The sequence below is a fragment of the Spirosoma lacussanchae genome, from assembly GCF_005870035.1.
Lineage (GTDB): Bacteria > Bacteroidota > Bacteroidia > Cytophagales > Spirosomataceae > Spirosoma > Spirosoma lacussanchae.
In genome coordinates this window covers 1,796,667-1,812,024 of the sequence record NZ_SWJG01000001.1, presented here as the reverse complement: position 1 = coordinate 1,812,024, position 15,358 = coordinate 1,796,667, and the positions used below count along the sequence as shown (strand labels likewise).

General features: G+C 55.3%; 11 protein-coding genes and 2 pseudogenes. 6 read left to right on the top strand and 7 right to left on the bottom strand.

Annotated features, from left to right (window positions below; translation table 11 throughout):
- The first annotated feature begins 143 nt into the window (after positions 1 to 143).
- The 4 genes from FBR45_RS07480 (at position 144) to glmM (ending at position 5,957) form a co-directional block, all read left to right on the top strand.
- Positions 144 to 2,633 (top strand): DUF11 domain-containing protein, encoded by a 2,490-nt coding sequence (locus FBR45_RS07480; protein WP_246082139.1) that lies wholly within the window; start codon positions 144 to 146, stop codon positions 2,631 to 2,633.
- A 97-nt stretch (positions 2,634 to 2,730) separates the two neighbouring features.
- Positions 2,731 to 3,480, top strand: coding sequence for a peptidase (locus FBR45_RS07475; RefSeq protein WP_138500767.1), 750 nt, complete (start codon positions 2,731 to 2,733; stop codon positions 3,478 to 3,480).
- Positions 3,481 to 3,567: 87 nt separating this feature from the next.
- Positions 3,568 to 4,398, top strand: coding sequence for a transglutaminase family protein (locus tag FBR45_RS07470; protein WP_138500765.1), 831 nt, complete (start codon positions 3,568 to 3,570; stop codon positions 4,396 to 4,398).
- A 161-nt stretch (positions 4,399 to 4,559) separates the two neighbouring features.
- Positions 4,560 to 5,957: a phosphoglucosamine mutase gene (gene glmM / locus FBR45_RS07465; RefSeq protein WP_138500763.1), complete on the top strand. Its 1,398-nt coding sequence runs from the start codon at positions 4,560 to 4,562 to the stop codon at positions 5,955 to 5,957.
- Positions 5,958 to 6,045: 88 nt separating this feature from the next.
- On the opposite strand, the gene FBR45_RS07460 is transcribed toward glmM, so the two are convergent.
- The 5 genes from FBR45_RS07460 to rbsK all read right to left on the bottom strand — a co-directional run bounded on the left by FBR45_RS07460 (position 6,046) and on the right by rbsK (position 11,554).
- Entirely contained in the window at positions 6,046 to 7,014 is a 969-nt protein-coding gene (locus tag FBR45_RS07460; protein WP_138500762.1) for a YsnF/AvaK domain-containing protein, read from the bottom strand.
- Positions 7,015 to 7,053: 39 nt separating this feature from the next.
- Complete coding sequence (locus tag FBR45_RS07455) at positions 7,054 to 7,530, bottom strand: YsnF/AvaK domain-containing protein (RefSeq protein ID WP_138500760.1); 477 nt, start codon at positions 7,528 to 7,530, stop codon at positions 7,054 to 7,056.
- A gap of 473 nt (positions 7,531 to 8,003) precedes the next feature.
- Positions 8,004 to 8,999 (bottom strand): GRP family sugar transporter, encoded by a 996-nt coding sequence (locus FBR45_RS07450; RefSeq protein WP_138500758.1) that lies wholly within the window; start codon positions 8,997 to 8,999, stop codon positions 8,004 to 8,006.
- 8 nt (positions 9,000 to 9,007) lie between these two features.
- On the bottom strand, positions 9,008 to 10,564 hold the full coding sequence (locus FBR45_RS07445; RefSeq protein WP_138500756.1) for an ADP-ribosylglycohydrolase family protein: 1,557 nt from the start codon (positions 10,562 to 10,564) through the stop codon (positions 9,008 to 9,010).
- Between the two features lie 24 nt (positions 10,565 to 10,588).
- Entirely contained in the window at positions 10,589 to 11,554 is a 966-nt protein-coding gene (gene rbsK, locus FBR45_RS07440) for a ribokinase (RefSeq protein WP_138500754.1), read from the bottom strand.
- 229 nt (positions 11,555 to 11,783) lie between these two features.
- Between rbsK and FBR45_RS26850 the strand changes: the two are divergent.
- Positions 11,784 to 11,894, top strand: a pseudogene (locus FBR45_RS26850) (hypothetical protein); the annotation flags it as partial.
- Positions 11,895 to 12,068: 174 nt separating this feature from the next.
- Positions 12,069 to 12,779: pseudogene (locus FBR45_RS07435) on the top strand (IS5 family transposase).
- A 231-nt stretch (positions 12,780 to 13,010) separates the two neighbouring features.
- Here the strand turns inward: FBR45_RS07435 and FBR45_RS07430 are convergent.
- Together FBR45_RS07430 and FBR45_RS07425 are read right to left on the bottom strand one after the other, a co-directional pair.
- Positions 13,011 to 13,877 (bottom strand): oxidoreductase, encoded by an 867-nt coding sequence (locus tag FBR45_RS07430; protein ID WP_138500752.1) that lies wholly within the window; start codon positions 13,875 to 13,877, stop codon positions 13,011 to 13,013.
- Positions 13,878 to 13,960: 83 nt separating this feature from the next.
- Positions 13,961 to 14,863: a helix-turn-helix domain-containing protein gene (locus FBR45_RS07425; protein ID WP_138500750.1), complete on the bottom strand. Its 903-nt coding sequence runs from the start codon at positions 14,861 to 14,863 to the stop codon at positions 13,961 to 13,963.
- Positions 14,864 to 15,358: the final 495 nt, after the last annotated feature.

Genomic DNA, 15,358 nt, shown 5'->3' with positions numbered 1-15,358 from the left:
GTAGATGTTATCTATTTTATGTATTTATAACTATATGATTACTTTTTTTCTAAATAAAAATCACTTATCCCAACTAATTAGTCCGTCGATGTACACTAAATTCGCCATGCGATTACCAACGCAACGACTACTCTTTATCCAACATGACTGTATTTGTACTAAAAGCAGCCCGGCAGGCTGTTGTGGTGGCTATGTGCCTCCTGAATCTGTCGGAAGTTTTTGCCCAGCTAGACGTTACGTTTCCGGTTGAGCGGATGGTTATCCAGCGCGACAATGACAACTGGGCAACGGTTCAGATTGCCGGCAGCTTTGCCCAGCCGCTGGATGCGGTAGAAAGCCGGGTCGTTGCCCGCCAGACGGGACAGGGCACCTCCACCGACTGGGCCGTTCTCCAGGCCAACCCCGCCAATGGTCAGTTTAACGGAACCCTGCGCGTTCGGGGAGGCTGGTATACGGTAGAGGTGCGTGGCCTGCGCAACGGTCAGGTCGTAGCTACCGACAATGTACAGCGGTTTGGCGTAGGTGAGGTATTCGCCATTGTCGGCCACTCCAACGCCCAGGGATCGGGCTGCTTCATCAACGGCATCGATTACTGCCCCACCATGGAGGGCGCCGTTGACGACCGGGTCACGGTAGTGGCCGTGGATCAGAGTACCCCCGAGTTTCTGGAATACGAAAATACCGCCGATACGCGCTATCTGCCGGGGCTGGGTTTCAGCAAGCTGCTCACCTACAGCGGTATGTCACCGTTTGCCAAAGTGTCGTGGTTCTGGGGCTACATGGGCGATCAGCTCGTACAGCGGATCAACGTACCGGTGTTGCTGTATAATGCGGGCTTCGGCGGTACCAATATGGAACACAATTACAAAGCCGCCAACGACATTCCGTTCGAGCACGGCTTCTGTAAGTACTCGCTCCGGATGCCGTTTGTCAACCTCCGGAACCTGATGAATCTTTACGTGCCATCGACGGGGATACGGGCTATTCTGCTTCAGCATGGCGAGAACGACCGGGGTAATTCAACGGCCGATATCATCATGCATCACTACGGCACCATCGACAAACTGCGCCAGGAGTATCCCGACAAGCAGAATCTGGCCTGGATCGTTGCCCTGTCTTCCTTCGTAAGCGGCCGGTTCGAAAACGTCCGGCTGGCGCAGCGAACCGTTTACAGTCGGCCGGGGTACAAAACCTACCTCGGGCCTGACCTCGATGTAATCAGTTCGCTGGAAGACCGGCCCGATGGCATTCACTACTCACCGGCGGGCCAGCGTAAGGTGGGCGCGCTCTGGGCCGCGGCTCTGAACAATGATACGCTACAGGCGGCCCAACCCTACCCAGCTCAGCTTCAGCCGCTCGCGACGGTTGCCTGTGCCAACGGCAATACCCTGCAGCTTACCCAGCCCGACGGCTATAGTTACACCTGGAGCAATGGCAGCACCTCCCGCAGCCTTACAACCGGCAGCGGTACCTATTCGGCCCGCCTGCGTAACGCCCAGAACCGGCATGTTTTCCCACCGGCCGTTACGGTTCCGGCCGAGGTTCGCCCCGCCCGACCCACCATCAATTCGGCGGGAAACACCTCCGATATCTGCCAGATTGCGGGTCTGACCTTAACGTCCAGCTATACGGCCCTCAACCAGTGGAGCACCGGCGCCACCTCCTCTTCGGTTGTCATAACCACGCCCGGCACCTACACGCTGCAGGCCAAAAATGCCGTTTACGGCTGTTTGTCAGATGCCGTTACCCGAACCATAAACCTGGCCGGTGCTGACCTCAGCCTGTCGCTGCACGTAAGTCGTCGGACGCCGGTCGTTGGCGATACAGTAACCTTTACCCTGACCGTACGGAACGAGAGCAACTGTGATGCGAGGGCGGTTACCATGCAAGACCGCCTGCCTGCCAACGTCAGCTTTGTCTCATCGGCCGATGGGCTGTCTGTCACAAACGGTATTGTACAGGGCACCATAAGCACCGTACCCGCCCGGGCTACCATTACCCGCCGGTTCGTTGCTCGGTTAAACTCGGCCGGTATGTACCAGAACGCGGCAGAGCTTACGGCCAGCCTCAACCCCGACCCCGATAGTCAGCCTAACTCCGGAACGGGCGATGGGCAAGATGACGGATCGGCAGTTGACTTGCGGACATTATCGGCCGGAACAACCTCTTTGTATGTATCTCCCAACCCGGCTCAGATTCCACTGCCCCTTGTTCAGCCCAGCCAGCCCGCCCCGGATAACAACAAGGCTGACCTCAGCCTGACCATGCAGACCAGCACTCGGGTACTGACCGCATCCAGTCCGGTATCAGTCACGCTGACGGTACGGAATATTGGGGGCCTGACCGCCAGCAGCGCCAGCGTGCGCTGCGACCTACCCACCGGCCTTCAGTTCAGCAGCACCTCGTCGGGTATGACAGCCAGCGGCCAGGCCGTTTCGGGCGTGCTTACCCAGATTGCCCCCGGCCAGAGTAAAAGCCTGGTTTTTGAGGCTACGCCCACGGGCTCAGGCCTGTTCACCCTTCGGGCCCAGATCAGCGCAGCGTCTCCGGCCGATCCGGATTCGACACCCAACAACGGCATAGGGAAAGGAGAAGATGACGAAGCCATAACTGATTTGCGAGTTGGTCTTTAACCCATGCATTTTTGAAGAAAACAGCCGACATACCCAACAAAAACGGGGGTAACCTGTATATTTGTTGGTCATACAATCTGCTTCCCCACTGTCCCGAATGACGTATTGTTTAGGAATCAAAGTCGCATCAGGGTTGGTTGCCATCGCTGATACGCGGCTAACTTCCGGCACCGAAGTGTCGTCGAACCGTAAAATTTCGGTTCATGAAGTTGAGAATCATTCGTTGTTTATCATGACTTCCGGCCTGCGCTCCGTACGGGACAAGGCCATTACCTATTTCCGCGAGGTGCTGGTTGAACAGGACCGCTCGTTCAACAAGCTCTACAAAGCAGTCAATGCCTTTGGTGAACAGGTTAAACGGGTAGCGCAGGAAGATAAGGCCTCTATTGTGGCCAGCGGGCTCCATTTTAACCTCAACGCCATTGTTGGCGGTCAGCTCGAGGATGACGACGAACACAAGCTATTTGTGCTCTATCCGGAAGGCAACTGGGTGGAGGTCGACCAGGGGGCTCCCTTCAAGATTATTGGCAACTCCGGGTATGGCAAGCCACTTCTGTTCCGCAACCTGTCGTACGAGACCAGCCTGCCCGACGCCCTCAAGATCGGGTTTCTGGGCTTCGACGCCACCCGCGTCAGCGCCAATGATGTCGATTATCCGCTCGATGTCGTCATCTATCCCAAAGACAGTTTTCACATGACCGAATACCGGCTCGAAAAAGAAGATATGGACGAGGTTTCGCACCAGTGGAGCGCCCTGCTCAACAATTCGGTGCGTAAGCTCCCCTCCTACTGGATGGATCCGATCTTCGATAAAGTGCGGGCTGCCAACCTCAGGCCGGCGAAATAAATACAGTAGGCTGGGTACGTGTCGATTCTGTCGGTATCTTAGCCAGTCTACGCCCCGATACTCTCCTGTACTTATCTTCTCCTATCCATGCACCTCCACGTTCGGCACGAATCCGAGTACACTTATGACGCCCCCGTAGCGCTGGGACCGCAAACGCTGTACCTCTATCCCCGGATGTACCCCTATCAGCGGCTGTTGCGCTATGAACTGCTTATAGACCCGTTGCCGTCGCGGGTGGTGCGCAATGTGGATGTGGAAGGCAATGTGCAGCAGCTGGTCTATTTCAATCACCCTACGTCGCACCTGCGGGTAACGGCCGAGATCGAGCTGCAATCTGATGAGTTCAACTCGTTCGATTTTGTACTGTTTCCCTTCGAAACCCAGCGGGTGCCGTTTCGTTACCCCAAAGAAGTGCTGGACTTGCTCCAGCCTTACCTGGACCGGACGGGTGTAACCGAACGGGTCGAATCGTGGGCCCGGCAGCTGGCTGCCAGTGCAGGCTGGCAAACTACGTCCTTTCTGATGGCGCTGACCCAGGCCATCCGTCAGTTTGTTTACGAGGTGCGGGAAGAGGGAGCCCCGTTTGAGCCCGAACAAACACTCATCCAGCGCAAAGGCTCCTGCCGAGATTATACGACCCTGTTTATGGCCGCCTGCCGGAGTCTGGGCATTGCCTCCCGCTTCGTGAGTGGCTACCTGTTCGGCAACCCCCAGCAGGAACACCAGCTTCATGCCTGGGCCGAAGTGTATCTGCCCGGCGCGGGCTGGCGCGGCTTCGACCCCACCGAAGGCTCTATCGTGGTAAACCGGCATGTCTTTCTGACCTCAACGGCCAAACCCGAACTGGCGGCTCCCATCAGCGGTACGTTCAGCGGAGAGGCCAACTCAACCCTCCGTTCCGACCTGCTGTTCGTCTGACAGCGTCGAAAAATCCCCTGAAACCGTTCTTTGGCCGAACACGGTCCCCGCTGAATAAGGGAACGACGAAACTGTATCTGCACCCGCTTTAAAACGACACAAACTGAACCCCTACTGACTATCTTTGTGGGCTAACAACCTATTACTTTTAAACCGATCACGTGGCATTAATTAAGTCTATTTCCGGGATTCGAGGGACTATTGGGGGGCGCAGTGGAGATGGGCTGACGCCGTTGGATGTAGTGAAGTTCTCAGCCGCCTTCGGGCACTGGCTCCGGCAGCGCAATCCTGACCGTCCTACCGTCGTCATTGGGCGCGATGCCCGCCTGTCGGGCGAGATGGTATCCCGACTGGTGGTTGGTACTCTCCAGGGCCTTGGCCTGAATGTTATCGACCTGGGCCTGTCTACCACGCCTACCGTCGAACTAGCCGTAACGGGCGAAAACGCAGCGGGCGGCATCATTCTGACCGCCAGTCATAACCCCATCCAGTGGAACGCGCTCAAACTGCTCAACGAAGCCGGCGAGTTTATTTCAGCAGCCGACGGTGCCGAGGTGCTGGCGATTGCCGAAGCTGAATCAGTCGACTTTGCCGATGTTCGTAAACTGGGGCAGTACCGGACCGATACCACCTGGCTGGCTAAACACATCGAGCTGATCCTGGCGTTGCCGCTGGTCGACCGCGACGCCATCGCCAAACGGAACTTCCGGATTATTGTCGACGCCGTTAACTCGACGGGTGGCCTGGCGGTGCCAATGCTTCTCGAAGCGCTGGGGGTCGAGCAGATTACCCGGCTTCACTGCGAACCGACCGGCCAGTTTGCCCATAACCCCGAACCCTTGCCCGAAAACCTTCGTGATATCATCAAGGAGATGGAGAAAGGCAGTGCGGATCTGGGCATTGTGGTCGATCCCGACGTTGACCGGCTGGCGTTGATATCGGAAGATGGCACCCCCTTCGGCGAGGAATATACGCTGGTAGCCGTTGCCGATTATGTACTCCGCAGCGGTACCGTTGGCAATACCGTTTCTAACCTGTCGAGCACCATAGCCCTCCGGGAGGTGACCCAGCGGTATGGCGGGCAGCATTTTGCGTCGGCAGTGGGTGAAGTCAATGTGGTAGAGATGATGAAGGCGCAACAGGCCGTTATCGGGGGCGAAGGAAACGGGGGCATCATCTACCCCGACCTGCACTTTGGCCGCGACGCACTCGTCGGCATTGCGCTGTTTCTGAGCTACCTGGCGCAGACCGGCAAGTCGGCTTCGATGCTTCGCCGGACCTACCCCAACTATTACATCTCGAAGAATAAAATCGAACTAACGGCCAATATCAACGTCGACGAAGTGCTGGATCGGATTCAGGCCCGGTACGCGCGCAATCCGATCAATACCATCGACGGGGTCAAAATCGAGTTCGACAAAGAGTGGGTGCATCTGCGCAAGTCCAACACGGAACCCATCATCCGCATCTACTCCGAGTCAGACACCCAGGCTACGGCCGATCACTTGGCCAGTAAAATTATCAGCGATATCCGCGAAGTGATTTCGGAAAAACGCTAAGTGCAGACGACAAAAGAGCGTGCCCCCGGAAACTGATCATCGACCAGCTTCCGGGGGCACGTCTGCGTATGTGCGTTACGGCTGGGCCTTAGCGGCTGCCGTATGTTGTATCGTCGTCCAGATCGGTTCGACGGTCGGCGCTGCGGATCGACGGATCAACCGAGGAATCCAGGTTTTCTACCTCTACGTCGGTGCTGCGAACCGTATCCCGAATGGTTTCTTCCCGCTCGGACACTTCCTTCCCGATTGATATCTCTTCGACCACGTTCGCCGTTTTCGACACGACCGGTATTTCGGCATGTTCGCGCAGTTCAATCTGACCTTCCTGGAATGCATTCAGGTCGTCGGCATTGGCCGGGCGGTTAACGGGCGTACGCTGAACGTGTACCCGCTCCTCACGCAAACGCAGGCTTTCCTCGACAGGACGCTCTACGATGCGGCTTCGAACCCGTACGCCACCGCGTTCTACGTCGCGTTTGCCTACCTGCAAGTCTTCCTGAATCACTTTAATGGTCTGGTCTGCATCAACGACCCGATCCCGGTCCGTATAAGCTACGTCCCGTTCAGCAACCGTCCGATCCAGATCCGCGCTATCGGTCAGGTCATTGACAGTATTGCCAACAACACCCGCCCCCATCGTAGCACTGCTGCCCGACAGGGAGCTGTCGTAGTCGGCGGTGGTGTTGTACTGAGCGGCCCGTTCGTCAACATCAACGGCTCCGTTATCATCGAGAATATCGGCTGCCCGTTCGGCCTCGTCGGCCGTCTGTACGTGTACCGTTACGAGTGTCCCTCGTTCGGCCACCGTTCTCAGGCGCCGGGTATCGTCGTCGTCGTCACTACCAAACAGCGAACTAAAGAAGCCGCCTATGCCCCCTGAATCACGCCGGTCTTCTTCAGTCCGGTTGTTGTCGGCAATATATTCGCTGTCTGAATACGCGGTCTTCTGGGCCGACAGATCGATGTTACTGCGCGAAAATCCATCACTTACCAATACGTCTACTGCCTGTTGTGCTTCGGTGGCGTCGTCGAATACGCCGATCACTGTTAGTGCCATGATTTCTCCTGATTAACGTTGATAAAAGGTTAGTTTGATTTATAACGAAGGCCCCCTGTCCGGAGCCGGACGTTCGCTGTTTTGGCCAGACCGTTCTATCACAATGGTTTCCTGCCGCACACTGGCCCGTTCGGCACTGGTGCTGACGGCCCGGCGTCGGGTAACCCGTACCTCTTCGACCAGCATAAGCCGCTTCTCGATGACCAGTATTTCTTTCAAAACCGGATAAACGGTCGTGTCCCCTTCGTATCGAACAGGCGGAGGTTCCGCCACGGTCTGATTAACCGGCACCCGCTCGATATCTACGGTTTCACTGGTGAGCGAAACCGCCACCGTTTCTTCCACTTCCTGAACGGCTTTTATGAGCCGGACCCGACCTGTTTCTACCTGACGTGTCTCAACCCGCAGTTGCTCCTCAATGACCGGGATCACTACCGAATCGGTGGTAATCCAGGTGCCGGAAGATGGTTGCTGCTGTTCGTTGGTGTTGCCACCCGGCTCTCGTTCCTCATTCATAATCGCTCGCCATGGGTCAGGCTTTCGCAGCCCCTTGTATGGTAAGAAGAGATTATATGTCTATTTGTTCTATTAATTTACTATAATTTGTCTACAGCTACGTAACCATTCGACTGCCGGACTAACTTATCATCTAAACGATCAGGTCAGAAAAAAGTCCTATCTAACGTTCGTTCAATGCCATAGCGATTGTGTTTCTGGAGTTGGCGTTTTTTCGACTAAGTCTGGTAGACGCGGTTATCAGACGATTTTTTACAAAGGCGAGTCCTGAGCGATGATCAGGACGTGCATGACACTCCCAAACTTTTCGAAACACTTCTTTGATTGAACCAAAGGCTATTCAATCAAAGAAGTGTTTTCTTCAGGCTTCGAATCAAGGCTATTCTACACGTAGACCCGGTGCCTTAAAGTCGGCTACGTCGAATTTGTCGTGGACTAGTCAGACCGGCCTCGGTTTCTCCAGCCAGCCTCTGTTAGCGGGCCACAATCAGCAGACCAAGGCCGATGATATAACAGATCAACATGGCGTTGAGCAGAGCACCGACGCCTTTGGGAGCCGCCCGGAACTCGCGCCAGACGTAGATGCCCCAAAGAGCCGCTACCACCGTGGCCCCCTGCCCCAGCCCGTAGCTGATGGCTGGCCCTGCTTTGTCGGACGCCAGGATGCTGAACAACATACCCAGGCACCAGATCATACCCCCCAACACGCCGGTCAGGTGGTCGCGGCCACTGCCCCGGCCATAATCGCCGTAGCTGACCGGTGTACCTACAAACGGGCGACGCATAAGCAACGTGTTGAACAGCAGGTTGCTGAGCAGAATGCCGAGAGCAAAAAAGAAGACGGCCGTATACGGGCTGAGCTTACCGGGCTGGGGCACCGCAAAATCAGGGAACATGGCCTGGGCCACATTGCCGTAGAAAAGACCCATTAAACAACCTGCCACCACAGACAGGGCCAGACCTTTCGTTGAACGGCCGGTAGTTCGGGTCGCCGTCCGGCGGTAGGCGAAGGCGTTGAGCAGAATGGCGATCACAATCAGGGCCATACCGCCAAACAACAGAGCCGCATTGCCCACCGGTGCGTTGAGGTAGTTAACCACCACCCCGATAACCAGCGCCAGCCCGATACCCACCGGAAACGCGACCGACATGCCCGCAATGGCAATGGCCGACCCCAGCAGAATATTGGCTGCGTTGAACAGCACCCCACCCCAGAGCGCCGACCCCAGATTAGCAGGATTGGCCTGCCGGATATCAGCCAGAAACGGGCGACCTCCCTCGCCCATGCTGCCCAGCGTCAGGGCCGACAGCAGCGCAAAGACAACGATGCCCAATACGTAATCCCAGTAAAACAACTCAAAGCGCCAAGTGCCGGCGGCCAGTTTCTGGGTGTTGGCCCACGACCCCCAGCACAGCATGGTGATGAGGCAGAACAGTACGGCCGTGCCGTAGGTATTGATGATGAACATAGGGAGGATTAGTAGCGGGCCAGTACGGATTTATCGCCAAAGACAATCAGGTTATTCAGCCTCAGGTTTATGTCTGGCGTGGGGTTGAGCCACTTCAGCCGAAGGGTATGCTTACCGGCGGGCAGCTGGTATTTCCAGGCCAGGTCGTACCGACGGCGGGTGAAACTGGCGGGCAGGCTGGCCGTTTCCTGCTTTTTTCCGTCGATATACACCTCCATCTGCGCTACAAAATCGCTCTCGTACGGGTAGGAAGCTGTTTGTCCCTTAGGCCGAACCTCTCCGCTGAGGATATAGCCGATACCCTCGAAGGTGGTGGTGTACTCGTCAGCTAAGAGTTTGTTGATGGACCACTTTTCGAGGGGGAAATGGCCCGTAAAGCCCTGTTCGAGCCGCACGGTTTTGGGCGTCTGTAGGGCAATAGAAACGGTTTCGCTGTCTACCTTGCCGCCGTTGCGCCCGATGACCTGCAGGGCGTGTTTCATTCCAATGCTGTAGACATCGTTGAGCGACAGGGTGGTATATTTAAAATCGATATCTTCGGCTTCTTTCAGGCCCTGCTTCCAGTAGGCGGGTATGTTGTCGTAGCCCAGCATCGTGCCCAGAATACCGCCCGCCGACGAGGGGTTGCAGTCCGAATCCTGCCCGGCGCGGGTGCTGATCTGCATGGTCCTGGTGTAGTCGCCCTGGCCGTAGAGCAGCCCCAGCGCAATGTAAGCCGCGTTTACCTTGGCGTCAATGTTGAACGTTGCAAATACGCCATCGGAGCAACCCACGTCATCGGACCATTTCCGCTGAATCTCGAACCAGGTCCGTTTCCAGTCGTTGGGGTACTGCTGGTGCCACCTGATCACGTCGCTGATGCACTGATAAAAGGTGCTCTGCCGTGGAATCGTCTTCAGGCTTTCGCGGACAACATAGTTGACGTCATTACTGACAAACGCCAGCGAATACATGGCTCCCACAAACACGCCACCGTACCAGCCGTCGCCGTAGTTCATGATGTGGCCGATGGGGTCACCGATCTGAATGGCCGTGTTGGGCATACCCGGAGCCATCAGTCCCGAAAAATCGGCTTCAATCTGGAAGTCAATATCGTCGGCGTGCGGATTGTTGAGCCAGTGGCCAGAGTCGGGGGCTTTCAGGCCGCTCAGGATGTTGTTTCGACCGACCTGGTTGGCATGCCAGAGCATGTAACCGGCCCGGGCAAAAGCATTGGCGTGTTCAGCGACGGGAGCATCGAGACCTTTCTTCTCGAATACATCTACAAAGGTGAGATCCATGTAAAGGTCGTCGTACAGACCCACGTTCTCGATCATCGTTTTTTTGATGTAGCCATCGTACCACGGAATTGGCTGGTAGTCGTTGATCATGGTGCCGTTGAACTTGAATTCAGTCGGTCCGCCAAAGGTGCAGCCGATGACCTGCCCCGCCCAGCCGCCTTTGATTTTGTCCTGTAAGGTGGCTTTGGAGAGGGTTACCATGACGGGCGCAGTACGTTTCGGCTGGGGACCGGGGCTCAGTGCCAGCAACGCTAGTAAGGGCAGCAGGAAACAGATTTTTTTCATGGAGTAAGGGCGCTTTATAACGGGTTAAGCGAATACCGAAGGGATGGCATCTACTTCGTGGCGGTACGGCAGCGACGCCTGAGCCCCCAGCCGGGTTACGGAAATGGAGGCCGCTTTGCAGGCAAAGGCCACGGCGTCGGTCAACGCCTTTCTTTCAGCCAGGGCTACGGCCAGTGCCCCGTTGAAACAGTCGCCAGCGGCCGTGGTATCGACAGCCGTAACGGACAGAGCCGACAGCAGAGCAGGCGGAGTATCACTCCCCGCCGACGATACGTAAGCACCCCGCGCACCGAGGGTGATGACGACGTTAAGCACCCCCATCGCATGCAGGTGCTGTGCGGCCTGCCGGGCGGTGGTTTCGTCGGTAACCCGGATGTTGGTGAGCCGTTCAGCTTCGGTCTCATTGGGCGTAATGGCAAAGAGGCAGGCCAGCACCGCCGGGTCAAACACCTGAGCCGGGGCCGGATTCAGCACCACCCGCATGCCCCGCTCGTATCCCTGCCGGATGGCGTACTCTACCGTGGGCAGGGGCGTTTCCAGCTGCAGCAGGATTACCGTACTGGCCGGCTCGCTGATGGACGCCAGGGCATTGGCGACCTGATGCTGGTTTAGCCGGGCGTTGGCTCCTGACGCCACCATGATACTGTTTTCACCCCGGCTATCGACTCCGATCAGGGCCACCCCGGAAGGTTCGTCGGCGTCGGTCGAGATGAATTCACTCCGGATACCTTCCCGCTCGAACTGCTGGAGCGCCTGCCTCCCGAACATGTCGTTGCCCACGTTGGCCACGAAGGTAACCGTAACTGAGACATCCGAGCCGGGCGAGGTCATGGCCAGTCGGGCGGCCGCCACAGCCTGATTAGCTCCCTTCCCCCCGGGGTTCATCAGAAATGTGCCGCCGATGACCGTTTCGCCGGGAGCCGGTAATTTGCTGGCCTTGATGACCATGTCCGTATTCGAGCTACCAATGACAAAAACAGTTGCAGCCATAATCACAAACGTCATTGAACAAAACTACTAAAAAATAGTATCTTGATAAGGACATATTTTTCGCCTTCAGATATTCAGCCAACGCTTTGGTCTGTCTGGAACACACAACGATCCCGAGCCGAATCGTCGCTTTCATCTTATGACATCCATCGTTGGTATCGGCGTGGTTACGGCAACGGCTCTTATTTTAGCTATCCGGGCTTTTACAGACGGCTAGACCGCTAACCGGTTTGCCTGTCATGCGGGGGTAGCTCCGTTTCCTTATCAATCTGGTAGCAGTATCCGTAGCAGAACGGCTGGCCGACCGTACGCGTATCGACTATGGCCGACAAAAACATGAAAACACTACTTCTCTTATCGGCTATGACCGCTATTGGTGCTAAGGGGGAACCACGGGATTATTATCGATAGAAAGTCGGTGAGGATAAGACTAAAATGGCTGTTCTCAACAAATAAAAAGTTGCGCAAGCGCAGCAGCGCTTTACTAGAGTGTGTGGACGACTAGATTTGCGTCATAGTACGACGCTACGAAATTAATGACACCAACTGGAAACGAATCGAGCCTTTGTTAAAAGGCAAGGTGGGTGATGTGGGCCGCAGTGGGGCCGATAACCGCCTGTTTATCAATCGCACCGGCGAACCGGCTGTCATCTGGCGGGGCCGCCTGGCGGGACTTGCCCGAACGCTATGGTCCGTAGAATTCTGTCTATCAACGCTTCCGGCGATAGGCCAAGTCCGGTCACTGGCAAGTCATCTTTCAAGCCCTGCAAGACCCCGACCTTGACTGGGCCATGATCGATTCAACCCCTGTGCGTGCCCACCAACAGGCCCTCAGACGCAGTCGAGGTGGGCTGACGACTAAAACTCATGCGGTTGTTGATGCCTTGGGCAACCCCCTGCGTGTGCATCTGACGCCAGGCCAGCGAGCCGACAGCCTGCAGGGACTCGAGGTTGATCCACAGGCAGTAGTGACTAATAAGACCTACGACACCAACGCCATCGTTGGCAAACTGGCCGACCGGGGCATGGAGGTTGTCATCCCGCCCAGGCGCCGTCGCCTACACCAACGAGGCTACGATAAAAACCTGTATGCCGACCGCAACAAAACTGAGCGCTTTATCAATCACCTCAAAGCCTACCGACGTATTGCCACGCGTTACTATAAAACAGCTTCGTCGTTTTAGTTTTCGTTCATATTGCCTGCGTTTTAATCTGGCTACGCTAATTGTCCACACGTCCTAGGTAAACCGGAAAAATAGTCATCACTAACGGCTCGCGATAACGTACTATCTACTTCGCCTAACTCACTACTGAAAGGCAGCCCATGAAAATAGGCAGGTATTGACCAGCCAACGTAAGTAATGCCTGTGAGTAGCCGTAAGATGCTGATCTGACAAATAATCCGTATAATGTATTTGGTCGAATACATCATACGGATCTGCCTAATCTTTCGTGCTTAGGACGTAGCAGCTTCGTCAACCGTCGTAAAACCGGTGGTTACGGTAACGGCTTTCCAGTTTTCCAGATCATGCTGCAAGGCCTGTATTTTTCCATACGCCATATCGTAGGCGTCCTGACCGAGCAGCAAATGCAGGGGCGGGTGGGGCGCATTGGCCACCTGGATTATCGCGGCTACCGCTTTTACAGGATCACCGGGCTGATTGCCTCTGATTTGTTCCCGATGCATGGCTTCTGACTCCCGCACCAGGGTGTAATCGGACAACTGCCCCTGCGCGACCCGCATCGAGCCTGACGACAGGAACTCGGTCCGAAAATAACCTGGCTCAACGATCGTTACCTTTACCCCAAAGGGGGCTACCTCGGCAGCCAGCGATTCCGATAAGCCCTCGACGGCAAATTTGGTGGCGCAATAAATACCCCAGCCAGGAAAACTACCCGTAATGCCGGCGATCGAAGAAATATTAATGACATGACCGGACTGCTGTTTCCGTAAGTAGGGCATAACCTGCCGGATGACGTTCAACATCCCAAATACATTAACCTCGAAATTGCCCCGGGCCTCTTCGTTAGTCAATTCTTCCAGACTACCCAGCTGGCCATAGCCTGCATTGTTGACGACCACATCAATACGGCCAAACTGGCTGATGGTAGCGTTGATAGCCTCTTTAACACTGGCCTCGTTTCCCAAATCCACAGCCAGTGGCAAAAAATCAGCCGACTGCTGACCAACGGCCTGGCGCAATCCGTCGATAGAGCGGGAGGTTGCTGCCACCGCATGGCCGGCCTCAAGCAGTTGATTGACCAAACCCAGACCGAATCCTTTGGAGGCTCCCGTAATGAACCATACTTTTCTGTTTTCCATTTTGCTTGCGTGTTTGTTGGCAGCAAAGGTCGGGTAGCCGGGTGTATCTCGGCTTTCGCCAATCAAACCAATGCTTACCAAATTCAAACAGTTCGAAAGGCAGATGGGGTCAGTCGGGTATGCTTTTTGAAGAAGTAGGTAAAATGGGCTGGTTCGTCGAAGCCCAGGCAGTAGCTGATTTCAGCAATGTTCCAGTCAGTATGTTTCAGCAAGGCGGTGGCTTCGCTGATAAGCCGATCGGCGATATGAGCCGTTGTTGTCCGGCCGGTGGTATCGCGGATGGATCGGTTCAGGTGGTTGACATGCACCGACAACTGCCGGGCAAAATCACTGGCCGACCTTAGCCTGAACCGCTGCCCCGGCAACTCGATAGGAAACTGCCGTTCGAGCAACTCGATAAAGGCAGCCGTGGTGCGGGACTTAGCATCCGGGTGCTGATAAAGGCTGTCGGAAGGTTGAAATTTCAGGGCTGTATGAATCAATTCGGAGAGGTAGCTATGAATCAGATCATATTTGTAGATATAGTCTGTATTAACTTCAGTCAGCATTTTCTCAAAAAGTCTGCTTATCAGTTCATCCTGGGCGGCTTCGAGCGGATAAGCCGGTTTACCCCCAATCCGGAACATAGGTAACTCCTGCAGATTACTACGCATGCGCTCAGCCATGAAGGCCTCCCGAAAGATGCAGAAGAACCCGGTTTGCCTGTCGGAAAGAGGCTCCCAGTTATACGGTACCTGTGGATTAAAAAACAGCAGGGTCGACCCATTAACCCGGATACTTTTGTCAGCGTAATGGTAGAGGTTGTCCCCCCGGATCAGGGAAACTTTATAGTAATCACGGCGGCTGTACTGAATGGGAACGGTCCCCTGACCGATACAGTCCTCTAGCCGGAACACATTGATATGAGTAGCGTCTTGGTGTAGACCAGCCGGTTGCTGGTTGAATTTCAGTCGATAAAAGTCGGCTATTGTTTCTGTTGGTCCCATGGGGCAAACTTACACAATACAACCAAGCTGTTGTTGGTTGACGTCCCCCGAATCAGCTATTATATAAATCGTCACAAGGCGAGCTGCCAGTCATCGGATACAACCTCTCAAATTCTTACGAACGCGGGCTGGCACAGGATGACATAACAGTAAAGCATGCAAGCCTGATATTGAACAGATGACGACTTACCGGCTGGCTGGGATACGATTGTCATTTAGAGGCTGGATCGATTTGGGTGTTCCACACGAGAGTTAATCGATCCCGTTTGCGTAGCGATCAACCTCGTCTGACGATACGGGAAAAGACTAGATACAACATGGTTAATCTCGCCCGTCTCTCGTTGAAGAGGGTTCTGCAAGCCACTGATTAGTTGTCAGTTACACACTCATAGCTCCTCTCCTTCCTCCATCAGCAAACCACTAGTTCGCCGGTGCACTGACGTGCTTGCCCGCTTGCCAGTGACTATGAAATCAAATCCAAGTCCTGGCACGAAA